Origin of the sequence: Streptomyces bicolor (genome assembly GCF_000719285.1) — a bacterium.
Classification (GTDB): domain Bacteria; phylum Actinomycetota; class Actinomycetes; order Streptomycetales; family Streptomycetaceae; genus Streptomyces; species Streptomyces bicolor.
Map to the genome: position 1 here is coordinate 104,503 of NZ_JOFS01000018.1, position 17,791 is coordinate 122,293.

Annotated in this window: 13 protein-coding genes and 4 tRNA genes; 8 read left to right on the top strand and 9 right to left on the bottom strand. The window is 69.3% G+C overall.

Annotated features, from left to right (window positions below; all coding sequences use genetic code 11):
• The first annotated feature begins 48 nt into the window (after positions 1–48).
• From IF78_RS0123925 to purM, 6 genes are all read left to right on the top strand, one after another.
• A complete protein-coding gene (locus tag IF78_RS0123925; RefSeq protein ID WP_234439874.1) occupies positions 49–447 on the top strand; it encodes an effector-associated constant component EACC1 in 399 nt (132 codons plus the stop codon).
• Positions 444–2,465, top strand: a complete 2,022-nt coding sequence (locus IF78_RS0123930) for a caspase, EACC1-associated type (protein WP_234439875.1) — start codon at positions 444–446, stop codon at positions 2,463–2,465. Before IF78_RS0123925 ends, IF78_RS0123930 begins: the two co-directional genes overlap by 4 nt.
• A gap of 71 nt (positions 2,466–2,536) precedes the next feature.
• Complete coding sequence (locus tag IF78_RS0123935; RefSeq protein WP_031484393.1) at positions 2,537–3,334, top strand: maleylpyruvate isomerase family mycothiol-dependent enzyme; 798 nt, start codon at positions 2,537–2,539, stop codon at positions 3,332–3,334.
• A 71-nt stretch (positions 3,335–3,405) separates the two neighbouring features.
• Complete coding sequence (locus IF78_RS0123940; protein WP_031484395.1) at positions 3,406–4,179, top strand: META domain-containing protein; 774 nt, start codon at positions 3,406–3,408, stop codon at positions 4,177–4,179.
• A gap of 61 nt (positions 4,180–4,240) precedes the next feature.
• Positions 4,241–5,770 (top strand): amidophosphoribosyltransferase, encoded by a 1,530-nt coding sequence (purF, locus tag IF78_RS0123945; RefSeq protein WP_031484397.1) that lies wholly within the window; start codon positions 4,241–4,243, stop codon positions 5,768–5,770.
• 31 nt (positions 5,771–5,801) lie between these two features.
• Entirely contained in the window at positions 5,802–6,878 is a 1,077-nt protein-coding gene (gene purM, locus IF78_RS0123950; RefSeq protein WP_031484398.1) for a phosphoribosylformylglycinamidine cyclo-ligase, read from the top strand.
• An 85-nt stretch (positions 6,879–6,963) separates the two neighbouring features.
• Here the strand turns inward: purM and IF78_RS0123955 are convergent, their stop codons facing one another.
• Positions 6,964–7,212, bottom strand: a complete 249-nt coding sequence (locus IF78_RS0123955; RefSeq protein ID WP_031484400.1) for a DUF3073 domain-containing protein — start codon at positions 7,210–7,212, stop codon at positions 6,964–6,966.
• 315 nt (positions 7,213–7,527) lie between these two features.
• Positions 7,528–8,616 (bottom strand): Leu/Phe/Val dehydrogenase, encoded by a 1,089-nt coding sequence (locus tag IF78_RS0123960; protein ID WP_031484402.1) that lies wholly within the window; start codon positions 8,614–8,616, stop codon positions 7,528–7,530.
• Positions 8,617–8,837: 221 nt separating this feature from the next.
• On the opposite strand from IF78_RS0123960, the gene IF78_RS0123965 reads away from it, so the two are divergent.
• Positions 8,838–9,680, top strand: coding sequence for a DUF8083 family protein (locus IF78_RS0123965; RefSeq protein WP_031484404.1), 843 nt, complete (start codon positions 8,838–8,840; stop codon positions 9,678–9,680).
• 601 nt (positions 9,681–10,281) lie between these two features.
• Complete coding sequence (bldC, locus tag IF78_RS0123970; RefSeq protein ID WP_003949541.1) at positions 10,282–10,488, top strand: developmental transcriptional regulator BldC; 207 nt, start codon at positions 10,282–10,284, stop codon at positions 10,486–10,488.
• A gap of 496 nt (positions 10,489–10,984) precedes the next feature.
• On the opposite strand, the gene IF78_RS49780 is transcribed toward bldC, so the two are convergent.
• The 7 genes from IF78_RS49780 to IF78_RS0124005 form a co-directional block, all read right to left on the bottom strand.
• On the bottom strand, positions 10,985–11,179 hold the full coding sequence (locus IF78_RS49780) for a DUF6274 family protein (protein WP_031484414.1): 195 nt from the start codon (positions 11,177–11,179) through the stop codon (positions 10,985–10,987).
• Positions 11,180–11,513: 334 nt separating this feature from the next.
• Positions 11,514–11,588: transfer RNA gene (locus IF78_RS0123980), tRNA-Asp, on the bottom strand.
• A gap of 94 nt (positions 11,589–11,682) precedes the next feature.
• A complete protein-coding gene (gene hrpA / locus IF78_RS0123985) occupies positions 11,683–15,663 on the bottom strand; it encodes an ATP-dependent RNA helicase HrpA (protein WP_031484416.1) in 3,981 nt (1,326 codons plus the stop codon).
• Positions 15,664–15,743: 80 nt separating this feature from the next.
• The gene (locus IF78_RS0123990; RefSeq protein ID WP_234439876.1) at positions 15,744–17,372 is read right to left on the bottom strand and encodes a hypothetical protein; all 1,629 of its coding nucleotides are present in this window, start codon (positions 17,370–17,372) and stop codon (positions 15,744–15,746) included.
• A gap of 70 nt (positions 17,373–17,442) precedes the next feature.
• Positions 17,443–17,516 (bottom strand) — tRNA-Phe (locus IF78_RS0123995).
• 22 nt (positions 17,517–17,538) lie between these two features.
• A tRNA-Asp gene (locus IF78_RS0124000) sits at positions 17,539–17,613 on the bottom strand.
• 37 nt (positions 17,614–17,650) lie between these two features.
• A tRNA-Glu gene (locus tag IF78_RS0124005) sits at positions 17,651–17,723 on the bottom strand.
• Positions 17,724–17,791 lie beyond the last annotated feature (68 nt).

Sequence of the window (17,791 nt, forward strand, 5' to 3'; positions counted from 1 at the left end):
GCCCGAACTTCTTGGTGCGGCAAGGTAGTTGTGTGTGATTCTGAGAGTGTGCCGGGATCACTGCGCCGGGCGGTCACCGAGGAGCGGGGGCGGATGGAGATCAGGTTCGAGGCGGCCGGGCCGGACCAGGAGGAGGAACTGCGGTCCCTGTTCTCCTGGTTCATGGACGACCGGTCGCTGCGGGGGCACGTCCGTGTGGAGCGGGTCGGGGCCGACGACCCGGGGCGGATGGGGCCGGGCTTCGAAGCGGTGCTCGCGGTGCTGTCCACCGCGGCCGCCCTGGTTCAGCTCCCGCTGTCGTACCTGGCCTGGCGCCAGAGCCGCAGACCCAGTCCCCCGGTCACCGTCAACGTCGTCGGCGCGGACTCCGCCGAGGTGCAGGACATCCTGCGCAGGCTTCGGGGAGAGGCCGCGGAGGACGGCGGGGCCGGAGGAGGCGGGCAGTGACGGTGACGACCGGAAGTGCGGGGGAGCGACCGGTTGGCGACACCTCCTCCCGTATCGATCCGCACCGTTCCGCCTGTGTGCTGATCGGCGTGGACGACTACACGGATCTCGAGCCGCTGCGCAGCGTCCGCCGCAATCTCGCCGAACTGCGGGACGTGCTCACGGACCCCGAGATCTGGGGGATCCCGGCGGACCGGATCGTCACGGTCGCCAACCCGACGTCCGCCGCCGAACTGGTCGGACCGATCCGGGAAGCAGGACTCCTCGCGGAGGACACCCTGCTGGTCTACTACGCGGGCCACGGACTCATCGACCGTCACGAGAGACAGCTTCTGCTCACGCTGCCCGGCTCGGTGGAGGACCAGCCGGAATCCTGCGTCCGCGCCGGTGACATGCGGCGCGCCATCCGTGACACCGGCGCCGCGCTGCGCCGTGTCCTGATCCTCGACTGCTGCTTCAGCGGCCGCGTGCTGACCGAGATGTCCGGGGACCGCGCCAGGCAGGGCAGCCAGATGGCCGTGGGGACACTGCGCGATGTCGCCGGTTCCTACGTCATGACCTCCGCCCCGGGAGACCGCCCCTCCCACGCCCCCGACGCCAAACGCTGCACCGTCTTCACCGGCGCCCTCGTGGACGTCATGCGCGACGGGTTGCCGGACGGACCGAAGATGCTGGGCCTGCACGCCCTCTTCCAGGCGGTCAAGGAGCGCATCACGGCCCGCAGACCCGAGGTGCCGCAGGAGCCCCAGGACGAGGACCGCAACGGGGTCGGCCGGCTGGACTTCATCCGCAACGTCGCCGTGCTCCCGCCGCTGACCCCGCCGGTCCCGCCCGTCGACGGGGTGCGCCGAGGGCGGTTGCGGACCCTCGCGTGGTCGTTGGTCGCCGGGGCCGTGGGGCTCGCAGTCGGCCTCGGTGCGGCCCCCGCCGCCGACTGGTGGCACCGCACCCATCCCTCGCCGGCGACCGGGGCATGCGGCACGCCGGCGGACGGCGGCACCCAGCCCCGGGCGGTGCTGCTCGACCATTCCGACGCCCTGGACAAGAAGAACGTCGACTACGAGGCGATCGAGGGTCTCTCCTCCCTCGCCCTCGTGTCCGGCGGCCCCGGCGTCCAGGCCCTCGCGCTCGCCGACAACTCCCCGGGCCTGATCTTCCCGCTCGCCCTCGGCAGCCCCTTCGACCTGCGCCCCTCCGCCGACACGGGGCACACCTTGCGACGCGCGAACGGCGAGGGGTTCCCCGAGTGGTACGACGGGGAGGCCCTGGCGGTCGAGAAAGGGGGCCGGACGGCACTGGTCGGCTCCGAGACCGGCCCGGCCATCCGGCGCTTCGACATCGCCGACGGCAGACAGATCGGTGCGGACCTCCCCATCCCGAAGGACCTGCGGTACTGGCCCGCGGGCGGGGCCCAGATCGGACGCAGCATCGAATCCCTCGCCCTCTCGCCGGACGGCCGCCACCTCTATGCGGGATGGGAGGCACCCCTGGCCAAGGACGGCGACCAACGCGGCCGGGGCATCATCCGCATCCAGCACTACACGGGCACGCCCGGGGGCACCTACACCCCCGACCGGCAGTACGCCTACCTGGCCGGCGACGGAATGAACCTGGTGGAACTGGTCGCCGTCGACGACCACGGGCGGCTGCTCGCCCTGGAGCGCCAGTACACGGCCGGCATGGGCACGTCCGTCCGCGTCGTCCAGCTGTCTCTCGCACGGGCACGCGACGTGACCGGCGATGACTCCCTCTACGGCCTCCCCGCGGACGTCTACGCCAGAGAAACGGTCCTGTTCGATCTCGCGAACTGCCCGGCCGGCGGTCCCGGAATGGTCGCCACTCCGGGATCGGCGCAGCTCAACCCGCTGGTCGACAACGTGGAGGGCATGGCCCTGGGCGAGCAGTGGACCGACGGGCGCTACACCGGCTGGCGCCCCCTGTATCTGGTCTCCGACGACAACGGCAGCGGCGACCAGATCACCCGCTTCTACTCGATCGCCGTGCGCCTGTACCCATAGGCATCGCCGTGCGCCTGTACCCCTGGGCACGCTCCGCCGACCCCGCCTCCCACGCCGACTAGTCTCGCCCCATGTCCCCGGCCAAGAAACGCGCCCGCACCTACGACCCCGCCAGGATCCGCACCGCGGTGCTCGCCCAGTTCGGGAACCTACGCCAGGGCGTACGCACCCTCACCGACGAGCAACTCGCCCTCCCCACCCGCCTGGAGGGCTGGACCGTACGGGACCTGGCCGCGCACGTGACCATGGCCGTGGAGACCGTCAGCCGCAATCTCGACCGCGACGAACCGGCGAAGGCCGAGCTCACCCTCCTCGACTGGCCCTTCGCCACCGCCGCCCGCGCCGGCGACATCGCCGACCACACCCGGGGACTCGCCGCGGACAACCCCGACCTCCCGGCCCTCTACGCCCGCGTCGAGGAACGCCTCACGCAGAAGCTGGCGGACGCCCCCGGCGACCGCCTCCTCGCCGCCCGCACCGGCGCCATGACCCTCGCCGACTACCTGGTCACCCGTACCGTCGAACTCGTCGTCCACACCGACGACCTGAACGCCGCCGTCCCCGGCCTCGACATCCCCCACGACCGCCAGGCCCTCGCCGCCTGCACCCGCCTCCTCGCCGACGCCCTCGCCGCGAAGGCGCCCGGCGGCTCGACCGAGGTGCGGATCCCGCCGTACGCCGTCGTGCAGTGCGTCGAAGGGCCGAGGCACACCCGGGGCACCCCGCCCAACGTCGTCGAGACCGACCCGCTGACCTGGATCCGGCTCGCGACCGGGCGGGTGGCGTGGCAGGACGCCGTGGCGGAGGCCAGGGTGAGCGCGAGCGGGGAGCGGGCGGACCTGGGCGGGCTGCTGCCGCTCATGGGCTGACGGGCGACAAGCGGAACCGAGCGGAACCGGTCCGGTGTCCCTCCCGTCCCACCGGCATGGACACACTCGGCATGGACAAACCGCAGCGACTGGCCGCTCTCGCCGCACTCACCCTCCTCCCGCTCGCCGTGGCCTGCGGCAACGAAAAAGCGGGCAGCGACACCGTCGGCACGGGGGCGGCGGCCTCCGTCACCGGCGTCCACTGGGCTGTCGACGACATCACCGTGGACGGGAAGAAGAGCGCCGCTCCGAACAGCGCCTGGCTGCGCATCGCCGACGGCGGCGAGGTCAAGGGCAACCTCGGCTGCAACAACTTCGGCGCCGACGCCGCCTTCGCCGACAGCCACGTCACCTTCGACAAGATGCAGGCGACCGAGATGGCCTGCGACGGCGTCCCCACGGACTTCGAGACGACCCTCGCCCGCACCCTCTCCGCCGGCGACCTCACCGCCGAGGTCAAGGGCGACAAGCTCACCCTCACCACCGCGGACGGCGACCGCGTCGCCCTCACCAAGCAGGAGGCCGCCCTGCTCAAGGGCACGAAGTGGACCATCACCAGCCCCGACACCGACGGCAAGGCCCACCTCACCTTCGACGAGAAGACCGGAATGGTCAGCGGCAGTCTCGGCTGCAACAAGGTGAGGGCCACCGCGACGGTGAGCGACGGCAGTATCACGCTCGGCACCGCGTCCACCACCCGAATGATGTGCGACACCTCACTCATGGATACGGAGAAGAGCCTCCTGAAGCTCTTCGACGGCACGGTGAAGTACGCACTCGATCACCGCAATCTCACTCTGACCAGCGAAAACGGCGAGCGCGTGAGCGCGGCCGCCGCCGAGTGATCCTTTACGGGCGCGTATCCCCAATTCGGACCAGTGGTCGATCTCGCCTACACTCGATGGCGTGCCACGTGGTGACGGTCGACTCAATCACGATCTGCTTCCCGGCGAGAAAGGCCCCCAGGACGCTTGCGGCGTCTTCGGTGTCTGGGCTCCGGGCGAAGAGGTCGCAAAGCTCACGTACTTCGGGCTCTACGCCCTCCAGCATCGGGGCCAGGAATCCGCGGGAATCGCGGTCAGCAACGGCTCCCAGATCCTCGTCTTCAAGGACATGGGCCTGGTCTCCCAGGTCTTCGACGAGACCTCGCTCGGTTCGCTCCAGGGTCACATCGCGGTGGGCCACGCCCGCTACTCGACCACCGGCGCCTCCGTGTGGGAGAACGCCCAGCCGACGTTCCGCGCCACCGCGCACGGCTCCATCGCGCTCGGCCACAACGGCAACCTGGTCAACACGGCCCAGCTCGCCGAGATGGTCGCCGACCTGCCCAAGCAGGAGGGCGGCCGTACCCCGCGCGTCGCGGCCACCAACGACACCGACCTGCTGACCGCGCTGCTCGCGGCCCAGGTCGACGAGGACGGCAAGCCGCTGACCATCGAGGAGGCCGCCCACCAGGTCCTCCCGCAGGTCAAGGGCGCCTTCAGCCTCGTCTTCATGGACGAGCACACCCTCTACGCCGCCCGCGACCCGCAGGGCATCCGCCCGCTGGTCCTCGGCCGCCTGGAGCGCGGCTGGGTCGCCGCGTCCGAGTCCGCCGCCCTCGACATCGTCGGCGCCAGCTACGTCCGCGAGATCGAGCCGGGTGAGTTCGTCGCCATCGACGAGAACGGCCTGCGCACCTCGCGATTCGCGGAAGCGAAGCCCAAGGGCTGTGTCTTCGAGTACGTCTACCTGGCCCGCCCGGACACCGACATCGCCGGCCGGAACGTGTACCTCTCCCGCGTGGAGATGGGCCGCCGCCTCGCGAAGGAAGCCCCGGTCGAGGCCGATCTGGTCATAGCGACCCCGGAGTCCGGCACCCCGGCCGCCATCGGCTACGCGGAGGCGAGCGGCATCCCGTTCGGTGCGGGTCTGGTGAAGAACGCGTACGTCGGCCGTACGTTCATCCAGCCCTCGCAGACCATCCGCCAGCTCGGCATCCGCCTGAAGCTGAACCCGCTGAAGGAAGTCATCAAGGGCAAGCGGCTGGTCGTCGTCGACGACTCGATCGTGCGCGGCAACACCCAGCGCGCCCTGGTCCGCATGCTCCGCGAGGCAGGAGCGGCCGAGGTCCACATCCGGATCTCGTCCCCGCCCGTGAAGTGGCCGTGCTTCTTCGGCATCGACTTCGCCACCCGCGCCGAGCTCATCGCCAACGGCATGACCATCGAGGAGATCGGCACCTCGCTCGGCGCCGACTCCCTGTCGTACATCTCCATCGACGGCATGATCGAGGCGACCACCATCGCCAAGCCGAACCTGTGCCGCGCCTGCTTCGACGGCGAGTACCCGATGGAGCTCCCGGACCCCGAGCTGCTCGGCAAGCAGCTCCTGGAGACCGAGCTCGCGGCCGGTACGGCCGCCCCGGCTGCCGTCGACGCGATCCGTCGCCCGTAAGCCCCGTAACCAACCCGAAAGATCCCAGGCAATGTCTGAGACTGTTGTGCCCGGCGGCGCTTCCTACGCGGCCGCAGGCGTCGACATCGAGGCGGGCGACCGCGCGGTCGAGCTGATGAAGGAGTGGGTCAAGAAGACGCAGCGCCCCGAGGTCCTCGGCGGCCTCGGCGGTTTCGCCGGCCTCTTCGACGCCTCCGCCCTCAAGCGCTACGAGCGCCCGCTGCTCGCCTCCGCCACCGACGGCGTCGGCACCAAGGTCGACGTCGCCCGCCAGATGGGCGTCTACGACACCATCGGCCACGACCTGGTCGCCATGGTCATGGACGACATCGTGGTGTGCGGCGCCGAGCCGCTGTTCATGACCGACTACATCTGCGTCGGCAAGGTTCACCCCGAGCGGGTCGCCGCCATCGTCAAGGGCATCGCGGAAGGCTGTGTGCTGGCCGGCTGCGCCCTGGTGGGCGGCGAGACGGCCGAGCACCCGGGTCTGCTCGGCGAGGACGACTTCGACGTGGCGGGCGCCGGAACGGGCGTCGTGGAGGCCGACCGGCTGCTGGGCGCCGATCGCATCCGTACGGGTGACACGGTGATCGCCATGGCGGCGTCCGGCCTTCACTCGAACGGGTACTCGCTGGTCCGGCACGTCCTGCTGAACCAGGCCGGTCTCGCCCTGGACGCGCAGATCGACGACCTCGGCCGCACCCTCGGCGAGGAGCTGCTGGAGCCGACCAAGATCTACTCGCTGGACTGCCTGGCCCTCACCCGGACGACGGACGTGCACGCGTTCAGCCACGTCACGGGTGGCGGTCTGGCCGCGAACCTGGCCCGCGTGATCCCGGACGACCTCCATGCGATCGTCGACCGCTCCACCTGGACCCCGGCCCCGATCTTCGACCTCGTCGGGAAGACCGGCTCTGTCGAGCTCCTGGAGCTGGAGAAGACCCTGAACATGGGCGTCGGCATGATCGCGATCGTGCCGGAGGAGTCCACGGACGCGGCGCTGGCGACGCTGGCCGACCGAGGCGTGGACGCCTGGGTCGCGGGCGAGATCACGGACAGGGGCGACCAGGAGACGGGCGCCGCCCTCGTCGGCACGTATTCAAATTAAACGCGCCGCCGGCTGAAGACCTGCGGGCAGCACAGAACCCGGCCGGTGACCGAGGTCACCGACCGGGTGAGTGCTCAATGCAAAGTCAAGCGCCGCGACGCTGCTCCGAGGGGTCCTCGTCCTGATCCTCGTCGTCGTCCTCATAGAGGTCGGCGTACTTGGAGTACAGGTCGTCGTCCTGCTCATCGTCCTCGAAGCGATCGCCGTTCGGCGACTGGTTCGATGTCGATGCGCCCAGCTCTTCAGCCAGGCGTGACAGGTCCGTCCCACCGCTGTTGTACTTCAGCTGGCGGGCGACCTTCGTCTGCTTGGCCTTGGCCCGGCCGCGCCCCATGGCTCGACCCCCTCAACGACGGGGCTCGACGGCCCCAGAGTCTGACACGCGTTCATGTTCCGGAACGGACTCTCGATGGAGAGGCCGGTCCGTAGGGCTTCCACGGTACCTGAGCCCGCGCCCATACGGTACGTCGCCCGCAGCACAGGCGTGTGCCCAGGACCTTCGAGGTGCCCTGTCCTCGCTGGTCAACGGCGATTTTAACCACTTACCGGCGGTCGACCCGCCGGTAGAAGTGAGAGTTCTCTCCAACTGCCCACCGGCGGGTACCGGCCAAACCCGTGTTATGGGTTGCGGCCGGCTCGGTTCCCCGGCTCAGATCGCCCTGCGCGCCTCCGCCATCCGCTGCTCGGCGATCCGGTCGGCCGCGGCGGCCGGCGGAATCCCATCTGCCTTCGCACGTGCGAATATGGCCAGCGTGGTGTCGTAGATCTTCGCGGCCTTCGCCTTGCACCGCTCGAAGTCGAACCCGTGCAGCTCGTCGGCGACCTGGATGACACCGCCGGCGTTCACCACGTAGTCGGGCGCGTAGAGGATCCCGCGGTCGGCGATGTCCTTCTCGACGCCCGGGTGGGCGAGCTGGTTGTTGGCCGCGCCGCACACCACCTTGGCGGTCAGCACCGGCACGGTGTCGTCGTTCAGGGCGCCGCCGAGCGCGCAGGGGGCGTAGATGTCGAGGCCCTCGACGCGGATCAGGGTCGCGGTGTCGGCGACGGCCGTGACGCCCGTCGGGTGGGCGGCGAGGATCCGGCCGACGGCCTCCTCGCGCACGTCCGTGATGACGACCTCGGCACCCTCCGCGCGCAGGTGCTCCGCCAGGTGGTGGCCGACCTTGCCGACGCCCGCGATGCCGACCTTGCGGCCGCGCAGCGACGGATCGCCCCACAGGTGCTGGGCGGAGGCGCGCATGCCCTGGTAGACGCCGAAGGCGGTGAGCACGGAGGAGTCGCCCGCGCCGCCGTTCTCCGGGGAGCGGCCGGTCGTCCAGCGGCACTCGCGGGCCACGACGTCCATGTCGGCGACGTACGTACCGACGTCGCAGGCGGTGACGTACCGGCCACCGAGCGAGGCCACGAACCGGCCGTACGCGAGCAGCAGCTCCTCGCTCTTGATCCGGTCCGGGTCGCCGATGATCACGGCCTTGCCGCCGCCGTGGTCGAGACCGGCCATGGCGTTCTTGTACGACATCCCGCGCGCGAGGTTCAGGGCGTCGGCGACGGCCTCTTCCTCGGTCGCGTACGGGTAGAAGCGCGTACCGCCGAGGGCCGGGCCCAGAGCGGTGGAGTGGATGGCGATGACGGCCTTGAGGCCGCTGGCGCGGTCCTGGCAGAGCACTACTTGCTCATGACCCCCCTGATCCGAGTGGAACAGGGTGTGCAGGACGCCGTGTGTTACGTCGGTCACTGTGGTGACTCCTGAGTACGTTGCGGCGATTGGAGCGAGCTCCCGTACGGGTGGCGGGGGCTGTGAGCATGAGATTAGACCCGTGAGCGGCCCGCCGACCCGCAGAGCTCAGGATCACCTACTCCCGGAGTAAGGCCGTGCGACGATTTGCATAGTTTTCCCGCACGTCTGTAGGCGGGTTTCGCAGGTTTTCCTGGCAGACGGCGGGGGAGGGAGCAGGCGTGCCCAAGGTGTCCTCGGTGATCGTCCCGTACGCGGCCTATCTGCGCGTGTACGAGCCGCTGGCCGCCTTCCCGGAGCCGGAGCGCGGCCACTGGGCCCGCTACGCCCGCCGCCCCGACCGCCCGTCGTACCAGGACGAACTGCGCCGCTCCCTGGCCGACTTGCTGCCCACGCCACCCGTCGCCGTCCCCGTGCACGAGAGCAGCGACGCCTTCGTGCTGGAGGTCGACGGGGTGCTGTGCGTGTGCCCGTGGCGCACCCGGCTGCGCGGCTGGCAGGCCCTCGGGGAGCTCCCCGACGAGCTGCCGAAGCCGGTGCTGGACGCGGTGCTGCCGGAGGTCGTACGGCGCCAGGCGGCCCAGGACTACGAGCGCTGGCTGGCCCGCAACCCGGACGCCCGGCCCTGGATCCGCACCTCGACCTGGCAGGTGCCGCTGCACTGGTTCGTGCTGGTGTCGGACGAGGAGCGGCGCTTCGACAAGGGCTCGGGCGAGGTTCCGCCGATGCTGCGCTACCGGACGCCGATGGTGCAGGCGCGGCGGCGGGTGGCGCGGGCGCTGCGGACGCTGAAGGACGCCATCGACGAAGGGCCGCTCATCGACGGCCTGGTGGACGTGGGGCGCTGGCTGGAGGAGTTCCACCCGCGCTCGCTGGTCGAGCTGGACTACGGCGGCCTGGTGCACACCCTGCCGGCCGGCGACCTGGAGGACGATCACTCGGCGGCCGATGTGGCCGCCGGCATCGAGGCGCTGCGGCTCGGCGACGGGGCGGCCGCGGGGGAGGCGTACGCGCGGCTCGTGGAGCGGTGGCGGGCGGTGCGCGACCGGCGGTCGGCGAACTGAGCCGGTTGATGTGACCTGGCGCACTGTCCCCGGTGTGACCTGAGGCACTGCGTTGGGTGTGACCTGACGCACTGTGTGATGTAACGAACTGGCGTTTGACGGGGCGCCCGTTTTGGGGTTTCGTGCTCGCTCTGAGGTTCTTGATGCCTCGTCAACATGGGACGTAGGACCCGATCCGGGCGTATGCATCAAGGATGCGTCAACGCGCGTAAGCGTGACGGACCGCACGTACGCGGCCCTTGCGCCCCTAACCCACCCTCGTGCCAAAATAGGACAAGGAGTCCGGGGAGGACTCTCTCTCGACATTGCACGCTTTGGGGGGTCTTGTGACTCCTGCGCGCCACTGTGACTGATCGTCACAGTGGCGTGACTGTCCGCTATGGCATGGTCCATCGGCTTCCGTCGCTGATGAACACCTGGGAGGGCAATTCCATCGGTTTGGCCGACGCGGCTGGACAGATGGTGTAGTTGTAGTGCCGAGGACAAGCCGTTCGTCCTATAACCGACTCGACTCGCGTCCGCCATTTCGGGCAACGCGGGTCAAGGTGCAGAATTTAGAGGAAAGAACCGAGAAGGTTCGGTTCTCCCGAGGAGGCCGCTCATGACCGCTCGCACCCCTGATGCCGAGCCGCTGCTGACCCCGGCTGAGGTCGCCACCATGTTCCGCGTGGACCCGAAGACGGTCACGCGGTGGGCGAAGGCCGGGAAGCTCACGTCCATCCGTACGCTCGGCGGGCACCGCCGCTACCGCGAGGCTGAGGTCCGCGCACTGCTCGCGGGTATCCCGCAGCAGCGCAGCGAGGCCTGAACAACTGCATAACCGGGCAAACCGGCGGTTCCCCCAACTCGCCGTGGCGCCCGAACTCTAGCTCCAAGCGACGCGGGTTCTGCCCCAACAGGGCCCACGCCCAAGCCGAACAGAGCTTCGCAGGCACGCAACAAGGGTGCGTCGTAGATCGCGCTGGACTCCGCCGGGTCCAGCGCGATCTTTTTTGTGTGCGGAGTGTGTGCCGGCCGGTGTCCTGTGGGCAGGCTTGTCGGAGTCTGGGGAGGGGGGTCGGATCTCCTGTGGACTCGCTCTGGGTGGTTGCTGAGCGTGTGCGGGCCGATCCTTCTCAGTTGGTGCAATTGCACATATTAAATTGACCAGTTGTAGGCGGGGTGTAAGTACCGCGTTCCCGGAAACTCATGCGGTGACACCCGTCACACGCCTCGATGCTTGTTGCCGCTGGCCGGTGTGCGCTAAAGGGGCGCGCGAGGCTCCAGCACCCCATCGCTGAGCGGGAGTTGACGCCCGCGAGGCGTCACGTGGTGGAAGCGCTTTCGTCCTCGGTGACCTCGGCGGGGGCCCTCTGAGGGACGCGTGGGGCGGAGTCCATCGCCAGGCGGAGCAGGCGGTGGCAGATCGGGCAGTGGCGGGTCAGATGGCGATAGGAGGAGGCAGCCGACAGGTGCGCGCGGAGCAACGCCCGCGTTTCGTGCCTTGCCGATGCCGCCATACGCCACCTCCAGGGGGCCACGCCGGGAAGAGCCCTGACTTCTGGGTACCGAGCGAATGTGACGCCGTCAAGGTGGCGGGGGGCTCCGCGGGGCCGACGGCCCCTGTGACCCGGCGTTGCCATGGCCGCCCTCTCGGGGGGCCTGCGGCCCCCAGGCCCCCCGCTTCGGCCCTGAAGGGGCCTCGTCCTCAATCGCCGGACGGGCTGCCTGATGCCGGCCGGTGCTGGATGCGTGGACCTGGTCATGAACAAGGCCCGCATCCCCCATGGGGGCGCGGGCCTCGATTTGATGACTGAAGCCCGCACCGTTATGCCGGTGCGGGCCTCTTCACTGCGGTCCTGACGGGATTTGAACCCGCGGCCTCCACCTTGACAGGGTGGCGAGCACTCCAAACTGCTCCACAGGACCAGGTTTTGCTGCGCCATTCGTGCGTTGCGCTGCGAGAAGAGACTGTACAGGAGGGTGAGCCCGCCGGTCGAACTCACCCAGCGTGCGCGCCCCGTTACGGCGCCAGCGCGTCGATCGTCTTCACGATCCGCTTGTCGGAGATGGGGTACGCCGTGCCCAGCGCGTGGGCGAAGTAGCTGACGCGGAGTTCCTCCAGCATCCAGCGGACGTCCAGGACCTGCTGCGGCACCGGGCGGCCCTGCGGCATCTGCTCCAGGAGCCAGGCGTACTCGTCCCGCATCTCGTGGACCTTCTCCATGCGCGTGGTGTCGCGCTGGACGTTCGTCGGCATCTGCTGCAGGCGGCGGTCCACCGCGATCAGATACCGCATCAGGTCGGGCAGGCGCCGCAACCCCGCCTCGGTCACGAAACCGGGCTTCACAAGGGCGTCCAGCTGCCCCCGCACGTCCGTGAGGTTCGCGAGCAGGGCCGGGCTGCGTACGGCCTTCAGGCGGCGTTCAGCGGCCTGCCAGGCGGCGAGGACCTGCTGCACCTGGCCCACTGTACGGACCGTCGTGTCGACGATCTCGGCGCGCACCTTGTCGTACAGCTTCCGGTACGACTCCTCGTCCCACGCCGGCCCGCCGAAGTCCCCGATCAGCCGGTCCGCCGCCGCCATCGCGCAGTCGTCGAAGAGGGCCTGGATGGAGCCGTGGGGGTTCGCGGACAGGGCGAGCTTCTGGGCGTTCGTGAGCTTCTCGGACGCGAACTTCGCCGGGTTGACCGGGATGTTGCGGAGGATCAGCCGACGCGTGCCCTTCCACATCGCCTGCTGCTGCTCCGCCTCCGTGTCGAAGAGGCGGACCGAGACCGTGTCGCCGTCGTCGACGAGCGCCGGGTACGCCTTGACCGGCTGACCGGCTCGGCGGGTCTCGAAGACGCGGGTGAGGGAGCCGATGGTCCAGTCCGTCAGGCCCTTGCGCTCCAGGGACTCGCCGCCCTCGCGGGACGCGGTGGCCGCCGCGGCCTGGGAGAGGGCCTTGCGTGCCTTCGGCTTCAGGCGGAGCTTCAGGGCCTCCAGGTCCTTGTCCTCGGCCAGCTTGCGGCGCCGCTCGTCGATGATCCGGAAGGTGATGCGCAGGTGCTCCGGGACCTTCGTCCAGTCGAAGTCGTCCGCCTCGAAGGGCACGCCTACCATGCGCTTCAGTTCGCGGGCCATCGTCGTCGTCAGCGGCTCCTGCAGCGGGACGGCCGTATCGAGGAACCGCTTCGCGAAGTTCGGCGCCGGCACGTAGTTACGGCGGATCGGCTTGGGGAGGGAACGGATCAGCTCCGTCACCAGTTCCTCCCTGAGGCCCGGGATCTGCCAGTCGAAGCCCTCGTCCGTGACCTGGTTGAGGACCTGCAGCGGGATGTGGACGGTCACGCCGTCGGCGTCCGCGCCCGGCTCGAACTGGTAGGTGACGCGGAACTTCAGCTGTCCCTGGCGCCAGGAGTCCGGATAGTCAGCCTTGGTGACCGCCTCCGCCGACTCCCGGATGAGCATCTCGCGCTCGAAGTCCAGGAACTCGGGCTCCTCGTGCCGTTTGCGCTTCCACCAGGAGTCGAAGTGGGCGCCGGAGACGACGTGGTCGGGGACCCTCTGGTCGTAGAAGTCGAACAGCGTCTCGTCGTCCACAACGATGTCGCGGCGCCGCGCCCGGTGCTCCAACTCCTCGACCTCGCTGAGGAGTTTGCGGTTGTCGGCGAAGAACTTGTGGTGTGTGCGCCAGTCGCCCTCGACCAGGGCGTTGCGGATGAACAGCTCGCGGCTGGCCTCCGGGTCGATACGGCCGTAGTTCACCTTGCGCTGGGCGATGATCGGGACGCCGTACAGCGTGACCTTCTCGTACGCCATCACCGCCGCCTGGTCCTTCTCCCAGTGCGGTTCGGAGTACGTGCGCTTGAGGAGGTGCTCGGCGAGCGGTTCGACCCACTCGGGTTCGATCTTCGCGTTGACGCGGGCCCACAGGCGGCTCGTCTCCACCAGCTCCGCCGACATCACGAAGCGCGGCGGCTTCTTGAAGAGGGCCGAGCCCGGGAAGATCGCGAACTTGGCGTTGCGGGCGCCGATGTACTCGTTGCGACCGCCGTCCTTGCGCGCGCTCCCCGGGCCGGAGTCCTTGGACTCCTTCACGTCCTTCATGCCGATGTGGGAGAGCAGGCCCGCGAGGAGCGAGACGTGGACGCGGTCGGCGGGGGCGTCGTCCTCGTTGAGGTGGATGCCCATCTGCTTGGCGACCGTTCTCAACTGCGTGTAGATGTCCTGCCATTCGCGAATGCGCAGGAAGTTCAGGTACTCCTGCTTGCACATCCGGCGGAAGGACGACGAGCCGCGTTCGCGCTGCTGCTCGCGGACGTAGCGCCAGAGGTTGAGGTAGGCGAGGAAGTCGCTCGTCTCGTCCTTGAAGCGGGCGTGCTGCTGGTCGGCCTGGGCCTGCTTGTCGGCGGGGCGCTCGCGCGGGTCCTGGATGGAGAGCGCGGCCGCTATGACCATGACCTCGCGGACACAGCCGTTCTTGTCGGCCTCCAGGACCATCCGGGCCAGGCGCGGGTCGACGGGCAGCTGGGCGAGCTTGCGGCCGGTGTCCGTGAGCCGCTTGCGTACGTCCTTCTGCGTCGGGTCCAGCGCGCCGAGCTCCTGCAGGAGTTGCACGCCGTCGCGGATGTTGCGGTGGTCCGGCGGGTCGATGAAGGGGAACTTCTCGATGTCGCCGAGCCCGGCCGCGGTCATCTGCAGGATCACGGAGGCGAGGTTCGTACGGAGGATCTCCGCGTCCGTGAACTCCGGGCGGGCGAGGAAGTCGTCCTCGGAGTACAGGCGGATGCAGATGCCGTCCGACGTACGGCCGCAGCGGCCCTTGCGCTGGTTGGCGCTGGCCTGCGAGATCGCCTCGATGGGGAGCCGCTGGACCTTGGTGCGGTGGCTGTACCGGCTGATCCGGGCGAAGCCGGGGTCGATGACGTACTTGATGCCAGGGACCGTGAGGGACGTCTCGGCGACGTTCGTAGCCAGAACGATCCTGCGCCCGGTGTGGGGCTGGAAGACGCGGTGCTGCTCGGCGTGCGAGAGGCGGGCGTAGAGGGGGAGGACCTCGGTGAAGCGGTAGTTCTTCTTCACGAGCGCGTCGGCGGTGTCCCTGATCTCCCGCTCTCCGGAGAGGAAGACGAGGATGTCGCCCTTGCCCTCGGCCTGGAGCTCCTCGACGGCATCGCAGATCGCGGTGATCTGGTCGCGGTCGGCGTCGTCACCGTCCTCTTCGAGGAGCGGGCGGTAGCGCACCTCGACCGGATACGTCCGCCCGCTGACCTCGACGATCGGGGCGTCACCGAAGTGCCGGGAGAAGCGTTCGGGGTCGATGGTCGCCGAGGTGATGACGACCTTGAGGTCGGGGCGCTTCGGCAGCAGCTGGGACAGGTACCCGAGCAGGAAGTCGATGTTGAGAGACCGCTCGTGGGCCTCGTCGATGATGATCGTGTCGTACGCGCGCAGCTCGCGGTCGGTCTGGATCTCGGCGAGCAGGATGCCGTCGGTCATCAGCTTGATGAAGGTGGCGTCCGGGTTCACCTGGTCGGTGAAGCGGACCTTCCAGCCGACGGACTCGCCGATCGGGCTGTTCATCTCTTCCGCGACCCGCTCGGCCACGGTACGGGCGGCGATACGGCGGGGCTGGGTGTGCCCGATCATGCCGCGTACGCCGCGCCCGAGCTCGAGGCAGATCTTGGGGATCTGCGTGGTCTTCCCGGACCCGGTCTCGCCGGCGACGATCACGACCTGGTGGTCGCGGATGGCGGCCGCGATCTCGTCCTTCTTCTGGCTGACCGGCAGCTGCTCGGGGTACGTGACCGCGGGCACGCCGACGCGGCGGGCGGCGATACGCTCCTCGCCCTTGGCGATCTCCGCCTCGATCTCGGCGAGCACGGCGGCGCGCGCCTCCGGCTTACGGATCTTGCGCGCGCCTTCGAGCCGCCGGCCGAGCCGGTGCGCGTCGCGCAGGGAGAGCTCGGACAGGCGGGGGGCCAGGGGGCCGATGGCGGGGGCAGGGTGCGTAGACATACGCGGTCCAGGATCTCATCCCGGGCAAAGAAGGGGCGAACCCTTTTGGGCCCGCCCCCGCTCACGTCGCCCGACGGGCGTCACAGCACGTCGACGTAGTCCTCCCGGCCGCTGCCCACGAAGTGCTTGCTGTCGGGATACAGGTGGACGGCCACCCAGGTGCCGTCCTGCCGGGCGGTGAAGCCCTTGCTGAAGGATCCGTTCGTTCTCGTGGTGACGGTGGCCATCTGGTACCAGGTGCTCTGGCCCTTGGGCCGGAAGAGGATCTGCACCTGCTTGCCGCCGTAGGCCCTCCACGTCGACGAGCCGGCCAGGCGCTCCTGGAGCACGCCCTTCACGGTGATCGTCCGGCCCTTGTACACGGGCTCGGGGGACGCGTTGCCGTCCTTGACGCGGGTGAGGGCGCGGTTCTTGCGCAGGCTCTTGCTGACGGTGCCCAGGATGTCCTTGGTGGTGGATCCGGCGTAGCGCAGTCGCCAGTAGCCGTCCGTGTAGCCCGGCAGCCGCTCGACGATGAACTGCGAGCCGAAGCTGGTCTTCACGGTCTTCTTGGTGGTCCAGCCCGTCGTGCCGTTGGCCGAGTACTGGATGTCGACGCTGATCTGGTCACTGGTGTCGCGCCCGATCAGGTCGAGGGAGCCGGTGACCTCGAGCTGCGCGTACTTGTCGATCCGCGCCGTGAACTCCGTGAACTGCGTCCGCGCGGTGACGGCCACGGTGACGTCGGCGGTCGCGGTGCGCTGGATGAACGGGTTGTACGGGTACGACCGGAAGGCCACCTCGTAGACGCTCTTGCTGCCGTACGGGGCCCGCACGAAGGAGAAGCGGCCGTTCGCGTCGGTGGTCGACTCGACGGGGCTGCAGGTGGTGCAGTCCTTGTAGTCCATCTCCAGCGGGACGCCGGCCAGCGGCTTCCACTCCGTGCCGTACTGGTACTGGAGCGTGCCGGTGACGTCGACCTTGTCGCCGGCGGTGACGTGGAAGCTGCTCTTGTCCAGGACGAACCGGGTCGGCGCGGCCTTCGGGCGGACGTCGATCCAGGGGCTGGTGGCGAAGCCGAGGTCGCCGTTGTACTGGGCGAAGGTCCAGCCGCCCGCGGTCACCTCGTGGGAGGCCGAGAAGTGGCCGGCGTCGTCCGTGACGGCGGTCGTCTCGTCGTTCTGGTCGAACGTGAGGTCCACCGTGGCACCGGGCAGCGGCACCGTCTCGCGGGTGCTGGGGTCGCGCATGACCATGTCGCCGGTGGCGGTGACCGTCCTGTGCTCGATGTCCGGCTCGGTCGGCGTGACCGCGAAACCACTGATGACGGGCTGCTTCTGGTAGTGCAGCGTGCCCGCGTTCCGCTGGACGGTGGTCTCGCCCGCGGTGTTCGTGGCCTCCACGTCGATCGTGTAGTCGCCGAGGGCGTCCAGGTGGACGGGCTGGGAGGTCCAGATCCCGTCCCACGAGCTGATCCAGTACTTCTGGGTGAAGTCGGTGACCGTGGCGACCGGCGTCTCCGACTCGCTGCTGCCGACGGGGCGCAGCGCCGCGGTGACCTTGTCGATCTCACCGCTGTAGTTGAGCCGTACTCGGATGACCGACCAGTCGGCCTGATCGCTCGACGCCGACTGGACGGTCGGCGCCGCGGCCTGGGCCGTGCCGGGCACGGCGAGTGTGGAGAACAGGACGGCGACAGCCGTCACCAGTCCTCTGGTGATGCGTCTCAAGAACCCCCCTCAGGCTCCTTGTGAGCGACGAAACCCCCCACCGGTGTCCGGTGGGGGGTTTCGTACTGTGTGGCTGGGGCCGGGGTCGAACCGGCGACCTTCCGCTTTTCAGGCGGACGCTCGTACCAACTGAGCTACCCAGCCACGAGGCTTCGAGAAGCCCCAGCGGTCCTGACGGGATTTGAACCCGCGGCCTCCACCTTGACAGGGTGGCGAGCACTCCAAACTGCTCCACAGGACCAAGCGATGTGTACGACAGTGTCGCACACCGTACTGCGTGCCCCCAACGGGATTCGAACCCGTGCTACCGCCTTGAAAGGGCGGCGTCCTAGGCCGCTAGACGATGAGGGCTATCGGCCCGCCTGGGCGCTTCTCAGCGCGTCGGGGACGTGAGAAGCATATGGGATGGCGGGAGGTAT